Annotated in this window: 23 protein-coding genes; 10 read left to right on the forward strand and 13 right to left on the reverse strand. The window is 71.6% G+C overall.

The genetic code is table 11. From position 1 onward, the window contains the following. Nucleotides 1–32 precede the first annotated feature (32 nt). The 5 genes from E1266_RS09265 to E1266_RS09285 are packed head-to-tail and all read left to right on the forward strand — an operon-like array spanning nucleotide 33 to nucleotide 4205. Nucleotides 33–548, forward strand: a complete 516-nt coding sequence (locus E1266_RS09265) for a hypothetical protein (protein WP_132045807.1) — start codon at nucleotides 33–35, stop codon at nucleotides 546–548. Next, a complete protein-coding gene (locus tag E1266_RS09270) occupies nucleotides 548–1678 on the forward strand; it encodes a peptidoglycan-binding protein (RefSeq protein WP_132045809.1) in 1131 nt (376 codons plus the stop codon). Before E1266_RS09265 ends, E1266_RS09270 begins: the two co-directional genes overlap by 1 nt. Further along, on the forward strand, nucleotides 1675–2364 hold the full coding sequence (locus E1266_RS09275) for an ABC transporter ATP-binding protein (RefSeq protein ID WP_132045810.1): 690 nt from the start codon (nucleotides 1675–1677) through the stop codon (nucleotides 2362–2364). Before E1266_RS09270 ends, E1266_RS09275 begins: the two co-directional genes overlap by 4 nt. Further along, nucleotides 2361–3578 carry an ABC transporter permease gene (locus tag E1266_RS09280; RefSeq protein WP_132045812.1) on the forward strand — a complete coding sequence of 406 codons (1218 nt, stop codon included), beginning with the start codon at nucleotides 2361–2363 and terminating at the stop codon, nucleotides 3576–3578. Before E1266_RS09275 ends, E1266_RS09280 begins: the two co-directional genes overlap by 4 nt. Before the next feature lie 48 nt (nucleotides 3579–3626). Beyond that, nucleotides 3627–4205 (forward strand): antibiotic biosynthesis monooxygenase, encoded by a 579-nt coding sequence (locus tag E1266_RS09285; protein WP_132045814.1) that lies wholly within the window; start codon nucleotides 3627–3629, stop codon nucleotides 4203–4205. A 49-nt stretch (nucleotides 4206–4254) separates the two neighbouring features. On the opposite strand, the gene E1266_RS09290 is transcribed toward E1266_RS09285, so the two are convergent. The 3 genes from E1266_RS09290 to E1266_RS09300 are packed head-to-tail and all read right to left on the reverse strand — an operon-like array spanning nucleotide 4255 to nucleotide 7759. Continuing rightward, nucleotides 4255–6054: a choline/carnitine O-acyltransferase gene (locus tag E1266_RS09290; protein WP_207945512.1), complete on the reverse strand. Its 1800-nt coding sequence runs from the start codon at nucleotides 6052–6054 to the stop codon at nucleotides 4255–4257. Nucleotides 6055–6077: 23 nt separating this feature from the next. Next, the gene (locus tag E1266_RS09295) at nucleotides 6078–6887 is read right to left on the reverse strand and encodes a class I SAM-dependent methyltransferase (RefSeq protein ID WP_132045816.1); all 810 of its coding nucleotides are present in this window, start codon (nucleotides 6885–6887) and stop codon (nucleotides 6078–6080) included. A gap of 8 nt (nucleotides 6888–6895) precedes the next feature. Continuing rightward, on the reverse strand, nucleotides 6896–7759 hold the full coding sequence (locus tag E1266_RS09300) for an arpA protein (protein ID WP_132045818.1): 864 nt from the start codon (nucleotides 7757–7759) through the stop codon (nucleotides 6896–6898). A 282-nt stretch (nucleotides 7760–8041) separates the two neighbouring features. Here E1266_RS09300 and E1266_RS38750 point away from each other — a divergent pair, with 282 nt between their 5' ends. From E1266_RS38750 to E1266_RS09315, 3 genes are all read left to right on the forward strand, one after another. Continuing rightward, nucleotides 8042–9889 carry a serine/threonine-protein kinase gene (locus tag E1266_RS38750; RefSeq protein WP_243718318.1) on the forward strand — a complete coding sequence of 616 codons (1848 nt, stop codon included), beginning with the start codon at nucleotides 8042–8044 and terminating at the stop codon, nucleotides 9887–9889. Between the two features lie 68 nt (nucleotides 9890–9957). After that, entirely contained in the window at nucleotides 9958–10446 is a 489-nt protein-coding gene (locus E1266_RS09310; RefSeq protein ID WP_132045819.1) for an MSMEG_6728 family protein, read from the forward strand. A gap of 69 nt (nucleotides 10447–10515) precedes the next feature. After that, the gene (locus E1266_RS09315) at nucleotides 10516–11736 is read left to right on the forward strand and encodes a PP2C family protein-serine/threonine phosphatase (RefSeq protein WP_132045821.1); all 1221 of its coding nucleotides are present in this window, start codon (nucleotides 10516–10518) and stop codon (nucleotides 11734–11736) included. 71 nt (nucleotides 11737–11807) lie between these two features. On the opposite strand, the gene E1266_RS09320 is transcribed toward E1266_RS09315, so the two are convergent. From E1266_RS09320 to E1266_RS09340, 5 genes are all read right to left on the reverse strand, one after another. Continuing rightward, entirely contained in the window at nucleotides 11808–12806 is a 999-nt protein-coding gene (locus E1266_RS09320; RefSeq protein ID WP_132045823.1) for an alpha/beta hydrolase family protein, read from the reverse strand. A gap of 318 nt (nucleotides 12807–13124) precedes the next feature. After that, entirely contained in the window at nucleotides 13125–14474 is a 1350-nt protein-coding gene (locus E1266_RS09325) for a hypothetical protein (protein WP_132045825.1), read from the reverse strand. Continuing rightward, nucleotides 14471–14716 carry a hypothetical protein gene (locus tag E1266_RS09330; protein WP_132045827.1) on the reverse strand — a complete coding sequence of 82 codons (246 nt, stop codon included), beginning with the start codon at nucleotides 14714–14716 and terminating at the stop codon, nucleotides 14471–14473. The genes E1266_RS09325 and E1266_RS09330 overlap by 4 nt, the downstream gene beginning before the upstream one ends. A gap of 103 nt (nucleotides 14717–14819) precedes the next feature. Beyond that, nucleotides 14820–15050, reverse strand: a complete 231-nt coding sequence (locus E1266_RS09335) for a hypothetical protein (protein ID WP_132045829.1) — start codon at nucleotides 15048–15050, stop codon at nucleotides 14820–14822. 275 nt (nucleotides 15051–15325) lie between these two features. Then, a complete protein-coding gene (locus E1266_RS09340; protein ID WP_132045830.1) occupies nucleotides 15326–15562 on the reverse strand; it encodes a hypothetical protein in 237 nt (78 codons plus the stop codon). Between the two features lie 262 nt (nucleotides 15563–15824). Between E1266_RS09340 and E1266_RS09345 the strand changes: the two genes are divergently transcribed. After that, nucleotides 15825–16793, forward strand: a complete 969-nt coding sequence (locus E1266_RS09345) for a TIGR03557 family F420-dependent LLM class oxidoreductase (RefSeq protein ID WP_132045831.1) — start codon at nucleotides 15825–15827, stop codon at nucleotides 16791–16793. A gap of 96 nt (nucleotides 16794–16889) precedes the next feature. Here the strand turns inward: E1266_RS09345 and E1266_RS09350 are convergent, their stop codons facing one another. The 5 genes from E1266_RS09350 to E1266_RS09370 all read right to left on the reverse strand — a co-directional run bounded on the left by E1266_RS09350 (nucleotide 16890) and on the right by E1266_RS09370 (nucleotide 22682). Then, nucleotides 16890–17243, reverse strand: a complete 354-nt coding sequence (locus E1266_RS09350) for a hypothetical protein (RefSeq protein WP_132045832.1) — start codon at nucleotides 17241–17243, stop codon at nucleotides 16890–16892. Between the two features lie 69 nt (nucleotides 17244–17312). Continuing rightward, nucleotides 17313–17642 carry a MerR family transcriptional regulator gene (locus E1266_RS09355; RefSeq protein ID WP_132045833.1) on the reverse strand — a complete coding sequence of 110 codons (330 nt, stop codon included), beginning with the start codon at nucleotides 17640–17642 and terminating at the stop codon, nucleotides 17313–17315. Nucleotides 17643–17736: 94 nt separating this feature from the next. Then, on the reverse strand, nucleotides 17737–18174 hold the full coding sequence (locus E1266_RS09360; RefSeq protein ID WP_132045834.1) for an Hsp20/alpha crystallin family protein: 438 nt from the start codon (nucleotides 18172–18174) through the stop codon (nucleotides 17737–17739). 637 nt (nucleotides 18175–18811) lie between these two features. Next, complete coding sequence (locus E1266_RS09365) at nucleotides 18812–20080, reverse strand: M14 family metallopeptidase (protein WP_132045835.1); 1269 nt, start codon at nucleotides 20078–20080, stop codon at nucleotides 18812–18814. A gap of 358 nt (nucleotides 20081–20438) precedes the next feature. Then, nucleotides 20439–22682 (reverse strand): NACHT domain-containing protein, encoded by a 2244-nt coding sequence (locus tag E1266_RS09370; protein WP_132045836.1) that lies wholly within the window; start codon nucleotides 22680–22682, stop codon nucleotides 20439–20441. A 433-nt stretch (nucleotides 22683–23115) separates the two neighbouring features. Here E1266_RS09370 and E1266_RS09375 point away from each other — a divergent pair, with 433 nt between their 5' ends. Next, nucleotides 23116–23601 carry a hypothetical protein gene (locus tag E1266_RS09375; protein ID WP_132045837.1) on the forward strand — a complete coding sequence of 162 codons (486 nt, stop codon included), beginning with the start codon at nucleotides 23116–23118 and terminating at the stop codon, nucleotides 23599–23601. The last annotated feature ends 99 nt before the right edge of the window (nucleotides 23602–23700 follow it).

Genomic DNA, 23700 nt, shown 5'->3' on the forward strand with positions numbered 1-23700 from the left:
CCGCTCCGGCCGGGGAGACGAGGGAAGGGCACATGCGACTTCGGATACTGGCGGTCCTGCCGCTCGCGCTGGCGCTGGCGCTGACCGGATGCTCGGAGGACGACGGCGGTTCGGGCGTCGCCTCGGCGGGCGGCGCGAAGCAGGGGGCCGCGGAGGGCGGCGAGAAGCTCGGCAGGGAAGAGATGGGCGTGAAGTTCGCCCAGTGCATGCGCGACCACGGCGTGGACATGGAGGACCCGAAGCCCGGCGGCCGCGTCCAGTTCAAGGTCAAGGGCGGCGAGGGCGAGCGAGCGAAGATGGACAAGGCCATGGAGGCGTGCCGCGAGTACAGCCCGCAGGCGAACGCCTCCGGGCCGCCGGACCCGCGGCAGCAGGAGCGCGCCCGCGAGTTCGCCGAGTGCATGCGCCAGAACGGTGTGGAGGACTTCCCGGACCCCGACCCGAACGAGCCGGGCATCCGGATCCAGCGGAAGAAGGGCGATGACGACGCCACCTTCGAGCGGGCGCGGCAGGCGTGCGAGAAGGTGCTGCAGGGCGGCGGGAAGTGATGGGGGAGACCACCGCGGAGCGCGCTCCGGACCGGGAGGAGGAGCACCCGCCGCGCCGCCGCCGGGGCCGGCCGCGGCTGAGGATCGCCCTCGCCGCCGGCGCCCTGGCCGCGGCCGGCGGGACCGCCGCCGCCGCGGCGCTCGGCACCGGCGGGGACTCCGGCGCGGCGGCCGCGGCCGCGCTGCCGCCGGCCACCGCGAAGGTGACCGAGCAGACCCTCAGGGACACCCTCAGCGAGGAGGGGCGGCTCGGCTACGGCCCGGTGCACGTCGCGACGAGCCAGGCGAAGGGCGTGCTGACCAGCCTTCCCGGCAGCGGCGACGAGATCACCCGGGGGGAGGAGCTGTACGAGGTCGACAACGACCCGGTCGTGCTGCTGTACGGGTCCAAGCCCTCCTACCGTCCGCTGGCGGTCGGCACCGAGGGGTCCGACGTCAAGCGGTTCGAGGCGAACCTCAGCGCGCTCGGCTACGGCGGTTTCACCGTCGACGCCGAATACACCGACGCCACGGCCGCCGCCGTCCGGGAATGGCAGGACGACCTCTGGGTGGCGGAGACCGGGATCGTGGAGCTCGGACGCGTCGCGTACGCGTCCGGGGCCGTGCGGATCGACGGCGTCCAGGCGAACCCGGGCGAGCCCGCGGCCCCCGGCAAGAAGGTGCTCTCCTACACCGGCACCGCCAAGGCCGTGACCGTCGAGCTGGACACCGCCGACCAGCGGATGGCGGAGAAGGGCGCGGCCGTCGAGGTGACGCTGCCGGAGAACGAGGAGGTCACCGCGAAGATCGACGAGGTCACGACGGTGATCGACCCGGGCGAGCAGGGCGAGGAGCCGACGACCCGGGTGGAGGTGACCATCTGGCTCGACTCCGGGAAGGCGAAGAAGGCGGCCGCCGCGTACGCCCTGGCCTCCGTCGACGTCACCTTCACCGCCGGGGAGCGCGAGAACGTGCTGACCGTGCCGGTCTCCGCGCTGGTCGCGCTCAGCGAGGGCGGCTTCGGCGTCGAGGTCGTCAAGGGCTCGACCTCGTCCTACGTCCCGGTGGAGGCCGGCCTGTTCGCGGACGGGAAGGTCGAGGTCTCCGGCCCGGGGATCGCGGCGGGCACGGTCGTAGGGGTGCCGAAATGATCGAGCTGCGGGACGTGACCAAGCACTACCCCGGCGGCGTCCGCGCCCTCGACGGCGTGTCGCTCCGCGTCGCCGCCGGGGAGCTGGTCGCGATCGCCGGGCCGTCCGGCTCGGGGAAGTCGACGATGCTGCACGTCCTCGGCACGCTCGACCGGCCCACCTCGGGCCGCGTCCGCATCGCCGGGCACGACGTGGGACGGCTGCCGGACGCGAAGCTGTCGGCGCTCCGGGCGGCCGCGGTCGGGTTCGTCTTCCAGCACTTCCACCTCGCGGCGGGCACCCGGGCGATCGACAACGTCGCGGACGGCCTGCTGTACACGGGGCTCCGCGCGGCGGTGCGGCGGCGGCGGGCGGCGGCGGCGCTGGAGCGCGTCGGCCTCGGCCACCGGCTGGACCACGAGCCGCACGAGCTGTCCGGCGGTGAGCGGCAGCGCGTCGCGATCGCGCGGGCGGTGGCGGGCGAGCCCGCGCTGCTCCTCGCCGACGAGCCGACCGGCGCGCTCGACTCGGCGTCCGGAGCCGGGGTGATGGCGCTGCTCCGCGAGCTGCACGCCGCCGGAACCACGGTCGTGGTCATCACGCACGACCGGGAGATCGCCGCGGGCCTGCCCCGCCGGGTCCGGATGCGGGACGGCCGCATCGTCGGCGACTCGGCCGCCGCCGCGCTCGCGGAGGCGGGCCGATGACCGCCCCCGTGTCGCGGCCGGTGCTCCGGCCCGCGCGGATGTGGCCGGGCGACGTGCTCAGGGTGGGCGCGGTGGGCCTGCGCACCCGCCCGCTGCGGGCGTTCCTGTCGGCGCTCGGCATCGCGATCGGGATCGCGGCGATGGTCGCGGTCGTCGGCGTGTCGTCGTCCTCCCGCGCCGACCTCGACTGGACGCTCGCCGCGCTCGGCACGAACCTGCTGACGGTCTCGCCCGGCAGCACGCTGACCGGGGAGAAGGCGCAGCTGCCGCTCGAATCGGAGGCGATGGTGGCGCGGATCGCGCCGGTCCGGGAGGTGACGGCGATCGGCCTGCTGGACGAGGCGAAGGTCTACCGGACGGACCGCGTGCCCGAGACCGAGACGAAGGGCATCGCCGCCTACGCGGCCCGCACCGACCTCCGGGCCGCCACGGGGGCGGAGCTCGCGGGCGGCGCCTGGCTGAACCCGGCGACGGGCGCGTACCCGGCGGTCGTGCTCGGCGCGACCGCTGCGGAGCGGCTCGGGATCGGCCGTCCGGACCCGGACATGCAGATCCTCGTCGGGGGCCGCCGGTTCACCGTCATCGGCATCCTGGCCCCGGCGCCGCTGGCCCCCGAGCTGGACACGGCCGCGCTGGTCGGCTGGCCCGCGGCGGAGTCCGTGCTGGGCTTCGACGGGCACCCGACGACGATCTACACCCGGTCGCGGGAGGCGAGCGTCGAGGACGTCCGGGACGTGCTGGGCGCGACCGCGAACCCGGCGGCCCCGAACGAGGTGGACGTGTCGCGTCCGTCGGACGCGCTGGCCGCCAAGCAGGCCGCGGGCGAGGCGTTCACCGGGCTGCTGCTCGGCCTCGGCGCGGTCGCGCTGCTCGTCGGCGGCGTCGGGGTGGCGAACACGATGGTCATCTCGGTGCTGGAGCGCCGCTCGGAGATCGGCCTGCGCCGTTCCCTGGGCGCGACCCGCGGCCAGATCCGCACGCAGTTCCTCGCCGAGTCGCTGCTGCTGTCGGCGCTCGGCGGCGCGGCCGGCGCGCTCATCGGCGTGCTCATCACCGCCGGGTACGCCCTCTACCAGGGCTGGCCGTCGGTCGTCCCGGCGTGGGCGGTGGCGGGCGGTGTCGCGGCCACCCTGGTCATCGGCGCGGTCGCCGGGCTGTACCCGGCCGTGCGGGCGTCCCGCCTCAGCCCGACCGAGGCGCTCGCCGCCGCCTGATCCCGTCACCGCCGCATGACGGCCCCGGAACCGGTGAGGTTCCGGGGCATGGACGAAGGGGAACCGGAAGACCCCGTCACGCTCGTGCTCACGTGGGACGTCAAGCCCGGCCGGGAACGCGACTTCGAGGAGCGCGCGGAGCGGCTGCACCGCGCCGCGGTCCGGTTCCCCGGGCACCTGGGCGCGGTGTGGCTGCGCGCCGAGGGGGCGCGGAACCGGTACTACACCGTCGTCAACTTCGCCGGCCAGGAGCGGCTCGACGGGTGGCTGGAGTCCGCCGAGCGCGCGGAGCTGATCGACCGCGTCCGCGAGGTCGCCGGCGAGCACCGGCACGACACCACCGGGATGGAGACCTGGTTCAGCCTCCCCGGGGAGTCGGTTCCGGCGCCGTCGAAGCTCAAGATGATCGCCGTGACGTTCTGCGCGGTCTATCCGCTCAGCCTCCTGCTGAACACGTTCGTCACCCCGCTGACGAGGTCGTGGCCGCCGCCGCTGCAGGCGCTGACGTTCCCGCTCCTGGTGATCCCGCTGCTCACCTTGTTCGTCATGCCGGCGCTGAGCAGGCTGCTGAGGCGCTGGCTGTACCCGTCCGGGCGGACCCACCGGCCCGCGCGGCCGGGCCGGTGACGTCCGGCCCGGCGGTCAGGCGAGCAGGGCGGTCAGGCGAGCAGGGCGGTCAGGCGAGCAGTTCGCGGAGTTCCTTGACGGCCTCGCGGAGGCGGTCGGCGAACACGTGCATCGCGTCCGCCACCGCCTGCGGCGTGCTGAGGTAGACGTTGAAGCGGTCCGGGAGCAGCACGTAGGCGACGCCGATGCACTGCTCGCTGGTCGACCCGAAGCCGAAGTACCGGATGTTGACCGACGGCGCCGAACTGGTGCTCAGGTAGTCGTCCCGCATCGTCAGCCAGCCCGGCGACTCGAACAGGCCGAGCGGCTCGGTGACGCCGAGCTCCGCGCCGCGCCGCCGCTGGATCAGCTGCAGCTCCCAGAGGTGCTGCTCGGGCGCCTGGCCGCTCTGGCACTCCTTGGCGCGCCGGACGTGGGCCTCGGCGGCGGCGCGGAACGCGTCCCGGCGGGCCTCGGCACCGGCGTCCGGGTCCTCCATCAGGTCCACGAACCGCAGGACCTCCGGGGTGACGACGCGCATCGCCTCGGTGCGCCCGTGCCGGTACCGGCGGGTCGCGATCGACTCGTAGGTGGCGCCGGTGATCCCCTTCGCGCGGCGGTGCGCGAGCTGGTAGGCCATCTGCACGAACGCGTCCGGCGACATCTTCAGCGGCTTGATGTGGGCGGAGCCGAAGTCCTCGAACGACACCGTGGCGGTGGCGGTCGCCGCGCCGTAGGCGGCGAAGGACGCCGCGGCGTCCTCGATGTCCTCCCGCAGGGCGTCGTCGAGGACGAACTCGATCGGCTCGATGACCGGGAGCCCCTGCGACACGGCGCCCGAGCGCCGGGAGACCAGCTCGGGCGGCGCGTCCAGCAGCGCGTCCACGAAGGCGAGGATCGTCGTGCCGTCCAGCTCGCAGTGCTCGACGTTGATGCCCGCGGTGCCGTCGCCGAAGACGACGAACGACACGGCCTTGTCGAACCAGCGGTTGCCGCTGTCGCCGTGGAGCAGGTGGTCGCAGGCGTCGAGGGTGTTCTTGGGGACGAAGTTCTCCAGGCAGACGCAGAACAGCGCCGTCTCCACCTCGTCGATCGCCTCGGCGTTGCGGGGGTCGAGCGCGATCAGGGCGCGGCGGCTCTCGGCCCACTCGGCGCGGGCCATGGTGGTGAGGTGCCCGGCGGACGGCTCCGGCGCCGCCTCCGCCTTCATGATCGTCTGGAGTCCGGCGGTCAGCTCGTCCAGCGTGTGCGGGCGGCCGTCCGGGCCGAGGACGTCCATCCGGATCATGTTGCCGCGGAAGAACACCACGATGTGGCGGGCCCGCGACGGCCCCGGCCACTCCGCGGTGTAGGGGGCGCGGACGGTGTCCTGCTCGGCGCCGGGGATGCGGGTCGTGGAGAACAGGTACTTGTGCTGCTCCATCGTCAGCGGGCGTCCGCGCTGCACGGCCGGCGGGACCTCCTCGGCGTCCAGCCGCAGCTTGTAGTCGAGCGCGCCGGCGATGAGCCCGGCGGCGCGCTCCGCCTGCCCGTCGGCCGACTCCTTGAACAGGAAGAAGAAGTTGGCGTTCAGGGCGATGCGGTCCCGCCGGCCGAGGTAGCGGTACGGCCAGAAGGTGTCGAGCCAGCTGTGCACGCCCTCCGCCGCGTCGTAGCGTTCGAGCGCCGCGTGCAGCGCGCGGCCGGGGCCGCCCGGGCGGGCGAACTCCGCCAGCGCGGACTCGGTCCGCGCCCGCTCCCCGGCGGTCAGCAGCGGCCCGCACCACTCCATGAACTTCGCGCACGTCGCGTCGAGCGTCGGCAGCGGCACCCGCGGCAGGTGCTCCTCGTTGCCGAAGGTGCGGGTCGAGATCTCTTCGCTGGCGTTCACTTCGATCCTCGTGTTGTCAGTGCTCAGGTGCACGGCTTGGAGATGTAGAGGCGCGCGTAGAACCAGCCGGTGGTCTCCAGCCCGGCCGGGTCGACGCCGGCCGCCGCGAGGCGGTCCAGGACGAGCGACCGCTCCTGCGGTGTCGCGAAGCGCCGCTGCCGGAACAGCCCGTCGTGCCGGACGGTCTCGTACCCGGCGGCGGCGAGGGTGTCGGCGATCGGGTCGAACGGGAACATCCGCAGCACGAAATGCGCCATCCACGGGCGGCGGCCGTCCTGCGCCTCGACGATGCGGGAAATGGTGCGCTCGGTGACGTATCCGAGGCAGCCGGTGGAAATGACCAGGTCGGTCCCCGCGAGTTGCGCGCGCTGCTCGTCGGTCGGGTCGCCGTTCTCCAGATCGGCGTGGACGGTGCCGTCCAGGAATCCGGCCTCCAGCGCGTAGGAAAGGGCCTCTTCCGAGGCGTCGAGGCCGAGGAAGCGCAGGTCGTTCGCGGTTTCATGGGAACGGGTCAGCTCCCGGTCGCGGGCCAGCAGCGTCGCGCGGGTGCGCCGGTGGGCGTCGCGGCCGCCGTAGCGATCGTACAGCTCGCCCATGGTGGCGCCGTATTTCACCAGCGCCGCGTTGATGCCGTAGGAGCAGCCGATGTCCAGAACGGTCGGGCGCGGCACCCCGAGCGCCTGCCGGTATTCCGCGATGAACCGGCGGAAATGCGGTTTCGCCAGTTCCGGGATGTTGTAGTCGAGTTCGCGCAGCGTGCCGAAATAGGCGCGCGGGTCGGGCGAGGTGTAGATGTGGTCGAGCGAGATCTTTCCGGTCGTGTCAACGCGCACGCGGTCTCCTAATCCAGCAGCCGGTCCACCCGGACGGCGCGCCCCTCCGCCGCCAGATGTGCGGGCAGGACGCGGCCGAAGAGCTGCTTCGTGCGCGCGACGCTGCCGATGACCCCCGGACGCTCGCTGTAGGCGAGGATCGCCGTGTGCCGAGCGGTGTCGCCGCCGACGGTGCTCACCCTGTGCAGGGAGTACCGTCCCTTGAAAAGCTGCAGGTCGCCGGGGCGCAGTGCCAGCCGGCGGATGAGCTCGCCGCCGTCCCCGGTGAGCACCCTGCGCACGTCGCCGAAGTTCTCCGCCTCCGCCGACCTGATGTTCGGGCAGTACTCGAAGACGCCGCCCTCCTCCGATTCCCGGGTGAGCAGGCTGACGGTGAACTCGTTGGTGTCGAAATGCCAGGGATGCTCCATCCCGGGCTTGACGACGTTGAGGCAGAGCGCCGACAGCGGGTCGGCGAGCTCGTGCACCCGCGGCAGCCCGAAGCAGGCCGCGACGAAGCGCTGGAACAGTTCGCTGGAATAGAGCCGGTGGACGATGAAGTCCGCGGGGATGTGGTCGCGGGCGACGAACGCGTTGCCCCGCTCGATCGTGATGCGCCCCGGGTGGTCTTCCGGCAATGGGGTGCCGATGTCGATGTTGTAGGCGTTCACCGTTTCGACGTCGTAATGGGCGCGCGGCGCGATCGTCGCGCATTCCGCGCTCAGCGCGTCCTGCAGTGCGGGCCGGATGAAGTCGGGAAGCACGCAGCATCCCGATTCGGCCAGCGCCTCCCGGGTCCGGGAAACCGCGGCGTCCCATCCGGGGCCGCCGGGATCGGTCAGCGGATAGCGGCCGGTGTCGACGACCTCCGCGAAATCCTCCGCCGCACCCATGAAGATCCTTCCGCCTCGGCCGACCCCAGATGGGTTTAGCACAGTCCTTCGGGCCATTCACGGCCCCTCCTTTCCGGGGTGGTTGTCAGAAACCGATAGGCCGGGCCCGTGACCTGTGACTTCGAACGGTCCCGGACGCGCGCGCCCGCCGCCGGAGGTGTGGTCCATCTCACCCGGCCCTCCGGCGGCCCCGCCAAGGGGGTGGCGCCGGGGGCGCGTTTCCGCGAACCTTTCGGCGCGCGGGAGCGTCACCGACCGGTGAGGTTCGATCATGAGCAGCGCGTGTGCAGACCCACGGGGGTGGCCGGGATGGAATGGCGGCTGGCGGAATTCACCGAGGACCGCGAGCTGGGCCGCGGTGCGCAGGGGCGGGTCGTCCTCGCCCGGCACACCGCGTCCGGCGCACCGGTCGCGATCAAGTACCTAGGGCGGGCGGACGCCGCGGCCGTCGCCGGGTTGCGGGCCGAGGCGCAGATGCTCGGCCGGCTGACCAGCCCGTACGTGGCGCGCCTGTTCCGGTTCGTGGAGAGCGAGCACGGCGCGGCGATCGTGATGGAGGCGGTCAACGGGGCGTCGCTCAAGGAGGTGCTGCGCGAGCACGGGTCGCTGGCGCCGGAGGCGGCGCTGCTCGTGCTGAAGGGGTCGCTGCTCGGGCTCGCCGCCGCGCACGCCGTCGGGGTCGTCCACCGCGACTACAAGCCGGCGAACGTCGTCGTGCGGCCCGACGGGCTGAGCAAGCTCGTCGACTTCGGCGTCGCCGTCCTGGCCGGGCAGGGCTCGGCCGCCGGGACGCCGCTCTACATGGCGCCCGAGCAGTGGCGCGGCGAGGCCGCCACGCCCGCCACCGACGTGTACGCCGCGACGTGCGTGTTCGTCGAGTGCGTGACCGGGCGCCGCCCGTTCCCCGCGGCGGACCGGGCCGCGCTGATGAACGGGCACCTCACCGCGCCCGTCGACGTGGCCGGCGTGCCCGAGCCGCTGCGCCCGCTCGTCCAGCGCGGGATGGCGAAGGACCCGGGGGAGCGGCCCCCGGGCGCGGCGGAGTTCGTCACGTGGCTGGAGTCCGCCGCGGCCGCCGCGTACGGGAGCGACTGGGAGCGCCGCGGCGTCCGCGCGCTGGCCGCCGCCGCGGTCGCGCTGGCCGCGCTGTTCCCGCTCGGCGCGCTCGCGGTCGCCCCCGCCGGGGCCGGTGCCGCAGGGGCGGCCGGCGCGTCCACCGCCGGCGCGGCGGGCGCGGCCGGGACGGGCGGCGGGGCCTCCGCCGGCACCGTGGGGGCGTCGGTGAGCAAGGGATTCCTCGCCACGGCGGCCGGGAAGGGGACGATGGCGGTCGCCGGCACCGCCGTGGTCGCCGCGACGGCGGGCGGCGCGATCTACGCGGTGCAGGACGACGCCGAGCCCCCGCCCGCCCCGGTCGTGACGCTGGCCGCGGACAGCCGGACGCTCACCGGCGGCCCGGTGCCGATCGAGATTCAGAACGCGCGGTACGCCAGGGTCACCGGCTTGGGCGACCCGGCCCTGGAGCGGCGGATCAACGCCGAGCTGCGCGGCCCGCTGGACCGGCTCATCGAGATCGCGCGGCGGGGCGTCCGCCAGGCGCCCTGCCCCGCGGGCAGGCCCATGGAGATCGGCACCGAGACGACGCTCGGGGTGCGCGGTCCGCGGCTGGTGTCCGTCCGGTACTTCCAGCTCTCCGACTGGTGCGGGCAGGCGGACGGGTCGCCCGGCGGCGAGGTCGTCACCGTCGACCTGCGCACCGGACGCAAGCTCACCGCGGCCGACGTGTTCCGCCCCGGCACGCTGACGGCCGCGGGCGTGCGCCGGCTCCAGTCGAGCGTCGAGCAGCGGGCGCCGACCGAGCCCCGGTGGGAGGACTGCAGCTCCGACGGGCGGTTCGAGATCGCCGACTTCTTCCCCAGGAAGGCGCCCACCGTGCCTGGCAGGGACACCGACCCGCCCTTCCTCAACGCGTTCTTCACCCCGGGCGAGTTCCGGATCGCCCATCTGTCGGGCGGCAGCGACGGCTGCGCGAACCTCAGCTTCGGCGCGTCGTACGCGAGCGTCCGCGACCTGCTGAAACCCGAGATCGCCGCGGCGCTGCCCGGCGGCCCGTCCCCCGCCCGGAGCTGATCCGCACCGGGTCCCCGGCTTTGCGATCCCTCGACGCTCAGCCGCGCGCTCCCGGGTAGGGGACGGGCGTGCAGACGTTCCTGCCGTACGCGGACTTCGCCGCCACCGCCCGCGCCCTCGACCGGCGCCGGCTCGGCAAGCAGCGGGTCGAGGCGATCCAGGTGCTGCGCGCCGTGACCGTGCCCGATTACGGCTGGCGGCACCACCCGGCGGCGCTGATGTGGACGGGGTACGAGGAGGCCCTCGTCCGCTACGGCCTGGAGGTCTGCGGCCACTGGTGCGAGCTCGGCCACGGCGACACGTGCGCGGCGACGCTGCGCGCCGACCTCGAAGGGGCGACGGGCGTGCGGCGGCCGCGGAACCAGGAGGAGCTCGCCGGCGCCGGGGAGCTGCCGCCCTGGCTGGGCGACGCCGAGTTCCACCTGAGCCACCGGTCGGCCCTCGTCCGCAAGGACCCCGAGTTCTACGGCGCCCTCTTCCCCGGCACGCCGGACGACCTGCCCTACGTGTGGCCCGGCTCGGACCGCGGGCCACATGGGAGACGTCCAACCGGGTAACGGAAGGGCGGAACGGTGCCGAGCGAACGGACGGTGCCGAACGAACGGACGGCCTAGGACGGCGAACCGATGCTGAGAGAGCTCGTGGCGGCCAGCCACCTGATGTCCATGGAGCAGCTGCCGGGCGCCGTCGCCCGGCACGCCGCCGACTCCGGCCTGCACGACGTGCTGATCTACGCCTCGGACGTGCAGCAGACGGTCCTGCGGCTGCTCACCGGACGCGGGCACGACGCGGGGCAGGACCCCGGCGACGAGACTCCCGAGTACAAGGTCGAGGGCACGCTCCCCGGCCGGGCGTTCCGGACCATGCGGCCGGTGAAGGGCCAGGTGTCCGACGACGGGCGCTGCCAGTGGTGGATGCCGATCCTCGACGGGGCCGAGCGGATCGGGGTCCTCCGCGTCACCGTCGGCCGGGACGACGAGCAGGCCCTGGACGACGCCGAGTACCTGGCCGGCCTCGTGGCCCTGCTGGTCGTCAGCAAGGGCCCCTACAGCGACTCCTATTCCCGGCTGATACGGACCCGGCCGATGACCGTGTCGGCGGAGATCCAGTGGCGGCTGCTGCCGCCGATGACGTTCGCCAACGACCAGGTGGTGATCGGCGCGGCCCTGGAGCCCGCCTACCAGCTGGGCGGTGACACGTTCGACTACGCGCTGGCGGGCGAGACCGTCCACCTCGGCGTCTTCGACGCCATGGGCCACGACACCACCGCGGGCCTGACGTCCGCTCTCGCGATCGCGGCGTGGCGCAGCAGCAGGCTGCGGGGCGCCGGGATCCTGGAGACGGGCCAGGCGATCGAGGAGGAACTCGTCCGGCACGACGGCTCCGGGCGTTTCGTGACGGCCGTGCTGGCGGAGCTCGACCTCCGGTCGGGCGCCCTGTCGTGGGCCTCGTACGGGCATCCCGAGCCGGCCGTCATCCGCGGCGGGCGGTGGGTGACCACCCTGGACTGCCGGCCCGGGGCCCCGCTCGGCACCGACCTCGGCGTCGTCCCGAAGCTGTGCACCGAGCAGCTCCAGCCGGGCGACCGGGTCCTGTTCTACACCGACGGGATCGTGGAGGCCCGCGACCCGCAGAAACGGGAGTTCGGCCTCCACCGCTTCGTCGACTTCATCATCCGCCACGAGCAGGACGGGATGCCCGTCCCCGAGACGCTGCGGCGGCTCATCCACAGCATCCTCGACCACCACGCCGGTCACCTGGACGACGACGCCACCGTCCTGCTGGTCGAGTGGAACGGTCCGCTGGGCACCGGCGAGGACGCAATGGACGCGTTGCGCCAAACCTGAACCCCACCCGATTCGTTGACTTGCGGCGTGTTGTTGTTATGCAACGCTCCATAACAACAACACGCCGCAAGTCAACGGGGTGGGGGGAGGGCGAGGGACTGCAGGAGCATCGGGTACGCCTTGTGCAGCTCGCGCTCCCAGTACGGCCAGTCGTGCTGGCCGTCGTAGAAGCGAGTGGTGACGGGGATGCCCCGGTCGCGCAGCCGTCCGGTGAACGAGCGGGCGTGGTCGCGGGTCGCGGCCTCGACCGGGTCGGTGAACGGGAGCCCGCCGAGCGGCCCGGCCTTGCCGTTGCCGCTGGCCACCCACAGCCGGACGCCGCGCAGCCGCTCGGCGAGGTCGGCGGGGTTGTGCGCGCGCCAGATCGCGGCCTGGTCGTCGGGGTGCCCCCACACGCGGCGCCAGTCGGTGCCGGGGCACGCGAGCGCCGGACCCCAGCCGGTCGAGTTCTTCCCCGGCTCGTGGCCGAGGAGCGTGTCGAGGTATCCGCTGAACGCGGCGGCGGCCTCGAACATGCCGGGGAAGCGCGCCGCGTAGAGCATCGCGCCGAGACCGCCCATGGAATTCCCGGCGATCACGCGTCGTTGCCCGGCGTTGTAGTCGCGTTCGAGAATGCGGCGGAGTTCGGTCATGTGGAACGTCTCCCATTGGGGCGTTCCGCCTTCTCCGTAGTTCCACCAGTCGGAGTAGTTGCCGCAGCGCCCGCCGTTCGGCATGACGACGATGACGCCCGTGCGGGCGGTCAGTTCGGCGACGTCGGTATCGCGCGTCCAGGCCGTGTAGCCGTCGACTCCGCCGTGCAAGAGCCAGAGGGTGGGCCAGGTCCGGTCGGTGTCCTTCGTCCATCCCGGCGGGAGGAGGAGCCGGACCTTCTCGATGCGGCCCATGGCGGGGGATTCGATGGTCAGGTCCACGGTGCGGGACGCGACGGACGTCTCGGCGACGACCTCGGGCCCGGTGCCGGCCAGGGCGGTGGAACGATCCACGGTCGGGGCGGGGACGAGCGGGGCGAGCAGGGCGAGCAGGGCGAGGGCCGCCGCGCATGCGGCGGCGGCGACGCGGTGAAGCAATGCGAGGCCTTTCGAGAAAGGCCGGACAGGGTACGCCGGCCTTCGAAAAGGGGGGGGTGCCGTCGTGCGGCTGATGTGCGGACGCGGAATCGCCCTCGATTCCGGTCGCCTTCGGGCGGGGATGTGCCCGGTGATGATCGTGCTCGGCAGGTTACGGGACGGGTCGTGCTCACTACTTACTCGGAGTAGGTTCCCGTTGTCCGTGCTTTCGATGCTTCTTCTATAAAGCGTATAAAATGCATTACCGGCCGTTGGAAAACGGTGCGCCGGGCGCCCGCGAGGGGCGCCCGGCGCACGTCGGAACCCGGGCGTGGGAACTCAGGAGTCCGCCACCGGCTCGGAGACCGGGCCGTTGACGTACCGGACGGCCTGCCGCACCAGCCAGCGGGCCGCCATGTAGAGGATGAGCAGCACGCCCAGCAGCGGCAGGATGAGCAGGATGATCTGCAGGCCGGAGGTGACCAGCACGAGCGGGCTCGCCCCGTTCGACGCCGCCGTGGCCAGGCCGCGGATCATCATCCAGTCCTTGGCGACCAGGTTCGGGATCTGCGTCGTGATGAGGCCGAGCTGGAACACCAGCAGCGGCACCACCGTCAGCACCCAGACCGTGACGAAGATCTGCGGCCAGCGCTTGAGCTCCTGGAGCTTCGGGTCGGCCGGGCGGCGCAGCAGCTTGCGGCGCAGGATCGGCCCGATGTACTTGAACAGGTCGGGGATGCCGATCAGGTCCGACATGATGTAGTAGCCGTCGAACCGGAGCGTCGGCAGCAGCTGCTGGATCATCTCGAAGTTGACGAACAGCACGGCGACGAGCAGCGGCTCGAACCCCGTCCACAGGTACAGCCCCGCGAGCCCGAGGACGAAGATGCCGTTGAAGTACACCCCGGCGAGGTCGGCGCGCAGCCGCCCGGCGCGGCCGAGCCGGTACGACTCGGTGATGTCGGTGTAGAACGCGGGCCACACGAGGTAGATCCCGCAGCCCATGACCCCGGGGCGGACGCCGCCGTACCGGCAGGCGGCGGCGTGCCCGAACTCGTGGAAGACGCACGACAGCACCCCCAGCCCCATGATCATCAGGATGCTCACCGGGACGAGCAGGGTCTGCTGGAACGCCTCCGCGATCGACCGGCTGGTGAGCAGCCAGACCTCGCACCCGATGACGGCGGCGACCGTGACCGCGACGATCACCGGCCGGAACAGCCAGCTGAACAGCCCGGCGATGAACCAGGTGACCCGCTCCGGGCACACCGCGACCTTGAACTTCAGGCCGAGAAATGGATTCGCCTTGACCAGGGGCGGCGACGTGCCGTCGGTGTAGCCGGTGACGCCGAGCGGCGCGAGCTTGCGGTCGACGAGGTAGACGACCTGCTCGGCGGTCAGCCGGGCGCCCGCCTCCTCGCTGACCGTGGCGGCGACCGTTTCGAGCGCCGCGGGGACGTCCCGCGTCTCGGCCAGGTCGCGGTGGTCGTGCAGCGCCTTGGCGACGAGGAACAGCAGCGGCGGCAGCCTGACGAGCTGCCGGTTGGGGAGGCACACGAGCTGGGGCGGCTCCCGGTAGCCGGAGTTCTTGAACTCGCCGACGAGTTCCGCGCCCTCGGCGAGGGCCGGGAAGGCGAGGGACTTCGGAACGCCGGCCTCGTCGACGGCCTGGTCGGCGGGGGTGCTCATGAGTCGTGGTGGACGGAGACGGGAATGCAGCTCAGCGTCGTCTCTTCCGGCTGGGCCAGCAGACCCGTGCCGAGGAGGCCGGACGTTCCCGCCGAGTGCCAGTACTGGCAGGCGTACACCGCGTCGGTGCCGCCGCCGCCTCCGCCGCCGGCGGACGACAGCACTAGCCGTCCGGGAAGGACCTCGCCCGACAGCCGGTCGAGGTCCGCGTAGCTGAGCTTGTGAGGGGTCGTCTGGCTCATGGGTTCGCCTTCAGATCGTCCGGAAAGAGGGGGAAGGGCTGGCGGGAGAACACCAGCCCTTCCGTGCGGGCGCGAGCCCGCGGTACTGCTCTTCGGTCAGCCGTCAGCTGCCCGCGGCCACCGTGCTGCCGGCGCAGGCCATCGACGAGCTGTTGGTCGCCGGGTTGACGATGCCCAGCAGGCCGTGGTTGACGGCCGTCACGGCCTGGCAGTTCGGCGCGACGATGGCGCCGCCGCCGTTGCCGCCACCGGCGAGAAGGGTGGACAGAACGGCGCGCTCCGGCAGGACCTCGCCGGTCAGCATCTCGAGCTCGGTGTAGGTGTACGACTTCATGTCATTCCTCTTCTTGGTCGTGCCCGGATCTCACGGTGGATACCGGATGTCCCTTTTCCCGCCTCCGGTCAGAAGCAGGTAGCTCTACGTATAGCAGACCTCACCTAGAGTAGCCAAGCATGGGCCTGCCAGCGGTTTCACCGTGTCCCCCGGAGGGGACGCGCGGCGCGCTCGGCCGCCGCCGACCACGACTTCCCGCGGGAGAGGAGGAAGGGCTGGCGGGAGAACACCAGCCCTTCCGTTGCGGGCGCGAGCCCGCGGTACCGACTCCTCGGTCAGCCGCCCGCGACCACGGTGCTGCCGGCGCAGGCGATCGACGAGCTGTTGGTCGCCGGGTTCACGATGCCCAGGAGGCCGTGGTTGACGGCCGTCACGGCCTGGCAGTTCGGGACGACGATGGCGCCGCCGCCACCGCCGTGGCCGCCGCCGGCGAGCAGGGTGGACAGAACGGCGCGCTCCGGCAGGACCTCGCCGGTCAGCGTCTCGAGCTCGGTGTAGGTGTAGGACTTCATGTGGTTCCTTTTCTTCCTTGTCACGCCCGGATCTCAAGGTGGATACCGGATGTCCCTTTCCCGCCTCCGGACAGAGGCGGGTAGCTCTACGTATAGCAGACCTCACTGGGAGTAGCCAAGATCCCCTTGTCCAGCGGTTTTGTCGCTTACGGGAGGCTCGCGGGGCGCCCGCGGGAGGGGGCGTCAGCGCCTCGATGCGCTGCGGGACGGGGCTTGCGGCACCGCGACGGTTCAGCGCGCGGGGGCGGGTATGCGGGCCTGCATGGAATTCGGATACACACTGCTCTGCGAGCAGACACCGCCCAAGCAGCTCGTGGCCGACGTGGTGGAGGCGGAGGAGGCGGGCTTCGACTACTCGGCCGTCTCCGACCACTACTTCCCGTGGCTGGAGGACCAGGGCCACTCCGCCTACGCCTGGTCGGTGCTGGGCGCGCTGGCCCAGGCCACCCACCGCATCCCCCTGATGACGCAGGTGACGGCCCCGATCATGCGCTACCACCCGGCCGTGGTGGCGCAGAAGGCCGCCACGATGGGCGTCCTGTCGGACGGGCGGTTCACGCTGGGGCTCGGCGCCGGCGAGAACCTCAACGAGCACGTCGTCGGCCGCGGCTGGCCGTCGGTGGACGTCCGGCACGAGATGTTCGCGGAGGCCGTCGAGATCATCCGGGCGCTGTTCGGCGGAGACTACGTCAACTACCGGGGCCGGCACTTCACCGTCGACTCCGCGAAGCTGTACGACCTGCCGGACCGGCCCGTCCCGATCGGGATCGCCGGCTTCGGCCCGCGCGCCGGGCGGCTGGCCGCGGAGCACGGCGACCTGCTCATCTCCGACCAGCCCGTCAAGGAGACCGTGGACCTGTTCCACGCGGAGGGCGGCGCGGGCAAGCCCGTCTACGGGCAGCTCCCCGTCTCCTACGGGACCGACCTCGACGAGTGCAGGGAGCGCGCGCACCGGATCTGGAGGTTCTCGGCTCCGGGGTGGAAGGTGATGGCCGAGCTTCCGGGCCCGGTGAACTTCGAGGCCGCGGTGCGGACCGTCCGTCCCGAGGACGTCGCCGAGTCCGTCCCGTGCGGCGACAACGTGGACGACTACGTCGAGGCCGTCCGGAAGTTCGCGGACGCGGGGTTCACCCACCTGGCGATCTGCCAGTCGGGGGCCGAGCAGCAGAAGGACTTCCGCACGTGGGCGGAGGCCGATCTCCTCCCGGCCCTCCGCGAACGTTTCGGCTGATCAAAGTTCGCGTCCGTGTTCCGGACGCCGGGTGACGCCCGCGCCCGCGAGGTCATCCGCGCGGTAAAGGTCTGCCGATCTTTGCCCCGGCCGGGCTCAGGCCGTCGCGGGCTGCGGGCCGTGCCGGGTCCAGAGCACCGTGGCCAGGAGTTCGTCCAGTTCCTCCGGGTCGCCGGGGATCAGGTCCGGTGCGTCGAGGAGGGTCGCGAGGCGGCGGACGTCCGGGTCGTCGGCGTGCGCCTGCAGCCATTCCGGTCCCGCGCAGTCGCCGACGGCCGCCACCAGGTCGCGGAGCGACGCCGGGGCGGCCACGTCGCCGGCGGCGTGGACACCGGCCAGGACGTGCAGGACGGCCGCCGCCCTCTCGCGTGTCTCGGCGTTGCGCGTGCGGGTGCGCACGTAGTCCGCGGCTGTGCGCGTCTTGCGCAGGATGAGCGTGGGGGCCGTCATCGCGGGGTCACCTCCCGGGAGCTCGGCTGATTGTTGCGCTTGCTCTGCCCGTCCCACGTTACCGGCCGGTCAGGCCCGGTCCCCGGGGCCGGAGCCCAGGGCGTCCAGGCGGCGGGCGAGCTCGTCGCGCTCGCGGGTCACCTGGGCGAGCTCGTGCTGGAGCTCGATGATGCGGCGGATCGCGGGCAGCGTCATGCCCTCGTCCATCATGGTCAGGACCTGCTGGACGCGGCCGATCTCGTGCCGGCTGTAGCGGCGCTGGCCCCCGGCCGACCGGCGCGGCGAGACGACCTGGTGCTGGTCGATGCGGCGCAGGAACGCCTGCTGCACGTCGAGCATGTCGGCGACCTGCCCCACGGTGAACAGGGCCGCGTGCTCGTCGTCCATGGGCAGCTTCACGCACACTCCTTCTTCTGTCTCTGCCGGACGGGACCGCGGCCCCGCCCCGGTGATGCCCGGGACCGGGCCGCGGTGATCCGCCGCCGGATGTTGGTCAGCCCTTGAGCGCCTTGCGGCCGCGGCCGGCCTGGACGGCGACCTTGCGGGGCCTGGCCTTCTCCAGCACCGGGATGCGGATCGCGAGGACGCCGTTGTCGTAGGCGGCCTCGATCGCCTCCGCGTCGAGGTGCTCGCCCAGGTAGACGCGGCGGGTGAAGGAGCCCATGGTCCGCTCGCGGATGAACGGACGCTCGTCCTCGCCGATCTCCTCCTCGCGGTGCGCGGTGACCGACAGGACGCCGCGGTCGACGGTGATCTCGACGGAGTCGGGGTCCACGCCGGGCAGGTCGAACCGCAGGACGACGTCGTCGGCGCGCCGGATGCCGTCCATCGGCATGCCCGCGCCGGTGCCGTTCCCGGCGACCTGGCGGAACGCCCGGTCGAACTGGCGCTCGAACTCCTGCACGAACGGGTCGATCGACGTCAGCAGCATGATGCCTCACCTCCGAAGATGTCCCGGGCCTCGGGACGGCCCGGGGGCCTGATCGCCACAGAAGGAAACTTGCAACTCAGACTGTAGGTTACCTCCAGCGACATGTCAATCATCTACCTCCCCGCACTTGACAGTCTTCTGCCCCTGTGGGTATAGAAAAGGTGTATCGGTCGATGACCTGGTGAACGCGCAGAGGGTTCCAGGGGAGTGATCGAGATGCAGCGCCTCGTGCCGCGGCGGGTGGACCGCGAGTTCGCAGAGCTGATCTGCGCCGACGACCGGTGGCTGAGGGACGAGTTCGACGCCCTGGTCGCGGCGTCCTTCGGCGGACCGCCCGTCCGGCTGGGGCCGCCCGCACCTCCCTGGACACCGCCCACCGGGCGACCGTGGCGATATATCCGGTTCTCGTGCCCGCCGGCGCGTGTCGCGCGGCGCGCGGGCCGGCCAGTCGGGAGCGGTCTCCCGATGCGGCGGCAGCGCGCACCTCCGCGAAGCGGCCCGGTGCGCGCACGTCAGGAGGAAGGAAGACCGGAAGGAGGGCTATCGCGGCACAGAGCCGTCAGCTGAAGTCTCGCTCTTTCGCATCTGCCGGACCGGCGGGCGGCGACCGCCCGCCGGTCCTCTCATGTCCGCGGTATCAGGCGGCGCAGTACTGGGCCTGCTTGCCGATCGCCCGGTAGGGGCAGTCGGCGTAGTCGGTCAGCCGCAGCAGGGCCTCGCGGCTGCGCTGGACCTCCCGGTCGATCGCGGACGGCGGCGGGTAGAAGCTGCCGCCGCCCAGCTCGAACGTGTACGAGAAGATGCGGTACTGGCCCCACGTCCAGTCGATGGTCGTGCCGTCGGTGATGTACAGGTCGCTGGACTGCTCCGGGGTGAACCCGTTCGTCGAGGCCAGCTCACGGCCGATCGTGCGGTGGGCGAGTTCGTCGTCGGCGGTCATCGTCCCGGGGACGGTGTTGTTGTAGGTGTAGCCGAACGGCCACAGCACCAGTTCGGCCTCGGAGTGGACGTCCAGGAACATCTTGATCTGCTGCTGGCCGCCCACGACCCGGCTGCGGACGAAGTCGGCGATCACCTTGGTCTCGGGGGCCGACTCGGCGCGGGTGCCGCGGTAGGTCTGGCTGGAGCCGCTGCCGGACGAGCCGCCGCAGCACCCCCACCGGTAGGCGAAGTTGCGGTTGAGGTCCGTGCCCGTCGACGTCGAGTTGGGCTGGCGGTTCTTGCGCCACATCCGGCCGGCGGAGGTGTCGCTGGTCATGTCGTAGACCTGGCCGTCCGGGTTGACCATGGGCATGATGTAGATCTCGCGCCCGTTCACCAGGTTCCTGATGCGGCTGTTGCCCGCGTACCCGCCGGTGAGCTGCCCGATGTAGTCGAGCGCCTGCTCGGCGGTGAGCCGCTCGCGCGCGTGGATGTTGGCGATGATGAGCACCTCGGGCTCGTTCTCGTCCACCGCCACGTTGTCGCTGATCTTCACGCCGACGATGTCGCGCCCCTGGTACGACCTGCCCGCGACGAACTGCCGCGCGATCTGCGGGTACGCGGCGACGACGGAGTCGACGTTCTGCCGCATCTCGGCGTACGTGTGGTACGACGTCGCGGCCTTGGTCTCGACCGGGGCCGGGGCGGCCGAGGGCGCCGCCTGCACCGAGTAGCCGAGTCTCCGGATCGCCCGCACCTCGGCCGGGACGGCGGTGACCGAGAGCTCGCCCGTCCGGACGTCGTCGATCGCCGCCCCGGTCCGCGCCACCTCGGTGCGCTGCTGGGCGGTGCCGGGACCGGTCACCACGTACTGCGCGGCGGCGTCCGGGGCCGGGGCGGCCGCGGCCGCGGGGGCGAAGGTCAGCACCAGGGCGAGCGCCGACGGGATGGTGAGGAGGGAGCACAGTTTCCGTGCACTGTTCATACGGCACCTATTCGTGCTGCGCGCCCGGCGATCGCCTTGCGGGATGCCTGAAGGAAGCGCACGGGCGCTGGGGGTGCCGTCACCATGAACGGGAACGGAACGCTTGACAATCCCTGCCCAAGACCGGCGAAACGCCCGATACCGCACGGGAAGTGGCAGGTCAGAAGCCCAGTGGTGGGACTCCCGTGGTCGATTTCAACGAGGATCAGGGCGGATGTGAAATTTCAGATCCGATCGCTGTTCGGTCGAAAAGCGGCGGGTCTTCACGCAGGCGCAGCGCGAGAGTCTGCTGGCGACGATGTGGCGGGGCTCGGGCGAGAGACAGCACGAGTGGACCGCCCCCGCGACCACGACCGGCTCAACCGGCCCCCGCGGTCGACTCCTGCCGACGCCACCGCCGCATCGGCGGGGGCGCCGCCTGATGGGCGGACGCGAGGTGGTCCTGGAACTCGGCGTGGCGGAACTGGTACACGGGGCCGACCGCCCGCAGCAACCCGAGCTTGTGCGCGTCATCAAGGAACCGCATCAGATCCCGGGGTGCCAGACCCCGTTTTGCCAGATGTCTGACAACGATCCGGTAAGCGACCCATGCGCGATGATTGCTCATGGCGAGTCCGATCAAAGGGCCGGATGCTCCACCGAGCAGGAACGCCGATGTGGCATCGGATAGCAGGAATACGGCGACTCCAATGGCACACCCAGCCGGTAGTGCGACCACGATGATTCTCGTGATATTGAGAAGGCGGTCTCCCCGCCAGGTGGTCAGCGGGGTGTTAGGCCGGTCACTGGGGATCGGGTTCTCCAGCCAGTCGATGATTATCGCCGCCAGCGAAGCGATGAAACCTATGGTCAGAATGACAATCACATCACGGATGGAGCTGCCGGCAATTATTAGGAATATTGCGAACGTGAGGATTAGTGCGACGGACCCAACAACTCTTCGAGTCAGCGATATTGTGATGCGGCCGTTCAGATTCGCGATCCCCGGCTCATCATGTGACCACGGCCGAGATGCCGCCGTGACGAGAAAGCTGACGAGGACGCCGATGGCCAGGCCGACGACGAGACCGGTCAGCAACCAGGCGACGAGCCAGATCATGAGATCGACGGGCGTGCGGCCTTCCGGTCCGACTGAGAGGCCGACCACGAGACTGCTTGAAAGCCCTGCCGTGCTGCCCGTCACGAAGCGGATCAGAGCCCTGACCCTGCGCTTGAACTGTTTCGGGGGGAGGGCGTGGCGGGCGAGGTGCCACCAGGCCAGGTCTCGGGTGCGCGGGGTGCTGTCGGAATTGCGGGGGTGAGTGAGGATGTGGGCGAGGTAGGCGAGCCAGCGGCGGGTGTCTTCCGGGTCGCGCCTTTTGCGGGGGCGGAAATGGTCAGCGGGGTCTTTGCTCGGCGGGCGCGCGGTGATGACGGCGGGGATGAGCTGGTCGAAAAGGTGGGTCTGGAGGGCGGCCGGGGTGGGGAATCGGGCCGGGTCGGCCAGGGGAGCGGGATCGGCGCCGGGGGCGATGTAGACGGTGCGGAGCAGCCACAGGCCCAGGGGAGTCTTGGTGATCTGGGCGATGGGGGACGTCGGTGTCGTGCGCAGTTCCGTGAGGATCTGGTGCCAGGTGGGCGCGGGCACCGGGGGGAGCGTCAACTCCAGGTAGTCGGCGGCTTCGGCTGGTTCGAGGGGACGGGCTTCCATGACCGCCGCCGAGGTGATGACGTCTCCGGCTTCGGCCACGGCATCGGCGAACTCAAGGGTGCGGCTGGTCAGGATGAGCTGGTCGTCTCCGCCGAGGGAGCGGTTGAGAGCGGTGATGACTTGCGCTTGGGCGGTCGGAGACAGTTCGTCGAGACCGTCCAGGACGGGGAGGATGTGGCCTCCGGCAGTCAGGGCGTTGACGGCCGGGGCGCCGATCTGGTCCGAGCGGAGGGCCGGGTAGTCCTGGAGGAGGCGTTCGGCCAGCCATTCGTGCAGGCGCAGGTGTTCGGTGGTGTCCCATCCCGCGATGGGGAGCAGGACCGGCACCGGCTCGTCGGGCGTGCGGGTCTTCAGCAGGTGGAGCAGGAGCTGGACCGCGAGCGTCGTCTTGCCCATGCCCGCTGCGCCGAGAATCACCAGGCGACGTCGGCGAGTGCTGCGGAAACGGTCGGCGAGGGCGGGGACGGCTGCGCTGGACGCCTGCCACTGCATCCGGCCGGCGGCCGCGGCGGCGGTGTCCTCGATGCTGACGTGGTGGTCCATCAAGCCGGGTGCCTGGACGAGTTGCCATGTCACGGGGATGGGGTCCGGGTCGTCCAGCGACCGCAGGGCCGCCTCTTCCTTCCACTGGTGTTCGACGATCTGGGCCAGCAGCGCCGCGGCCTGCTCAAGGTCCGCCGGGCCGGGGATCGTGCGCGCTTCACGGGAGCGGCGGCGCGACCACACCGCGACGCCCGTCCATGCCACGGCCGCCGCGAGGAGGAAGCCGCCGGTGAGCTGGGCGCGGTTCGCGGAGTCCTGGAGACCGTCCTCGGCCGTGAGCGGCCAGAAGGTGATCGCTGCCAGGGCCAGGAGTCCGGCCGTCACCGTCGCGAGAACCAGCCACGGCTTACGGGCACGTCCATAACGCATGGTGACATCGTCGTGGCGAACGCGGTGTCGCGTGGACGGCGGCCGCATGTGGACGGAGGAGGCGCCCGGCGGCGTCCGTGAGACACGAACGCATTGTGTATTCCCCATCGGTCACTCTGATCATCGGGACGAACCGGAAACCCATTTCCATCCGTCCGTAGATGGCCGAAATCCACTGTCCGACTTTGCGGTAAATGATCCCGACTTCGGGGTTGACCACGGCGCACCCATTGCTTATCTTCTTGGTAGAACGCGTTCTACCTCGGGTTGGAACTCACCGTCGGCGTGGACGAGAGTTACCGCTGCCCACCGTCCCGAATTCTTCGTGCATTGGCCACTCGTTCGACCGGGTGGAGTTCGCGCGGAGGCAAGGGGCAACCCACCCCAGCTCCAGGGTGCAGGCGCGACGCCCACGGTTCGAAATGAGACTCGCATGTCCCGCACCAAGAAACTCGCCGTTCTCGCCTCGACCACAGCCGCGGCGGCCGTCACCGTCGCGATGACCGCCACCCCCGCGATGGCCTGGACGGCCGGCAACTTCACCGCCACGCTCAACGGCACGATGGTCATCAACGCGGGCATCCCCGCCGAGTGCACCGGCTCGACACTGAGCGGCACCATCGACGCCAACGGCAACCTCACCATCACGTCCGCCTCGGTCAGCGGCTGCGGTGTCACGGTCACGCCCAACAACCTGCCGTGGTCCGGCAGCCTCAACAACGGCGTCGCGAAGCTCAACGGCTTCTCGATGAGCGCCATCGGCTGCACCTACGGCGGCAACCTGACCGGCAGTTTCACCGGCGCCAACAACCTCCCGGTCACCGCCAACTTCGCCAACCAGACGGTGAACAGGACCAGCGGCTGGCTGTGCCCGGGCTCCGCCACCGTCACCGCGAAGTACAACTTCGCCGCGGCCTGATCCACGGGTGACCGGGCGGGCCTGACGTCAGCCCGCCCGGTCACCGACCCGTGACCCCGGTTCCCACCCCGCCGGGGTCACGGCATCGGCGAATATCCG

The organism is Actinomadura sp. 7K534 (assembly GCF_004348575.1).
In the GTDB taxonomy this organism is placed as follows: Bacteria; Actinomycetota; Actinomycetes; order Streptosporangiales; family Streptosporangiaceae; genus Spirillospora; species Spirillospora livida.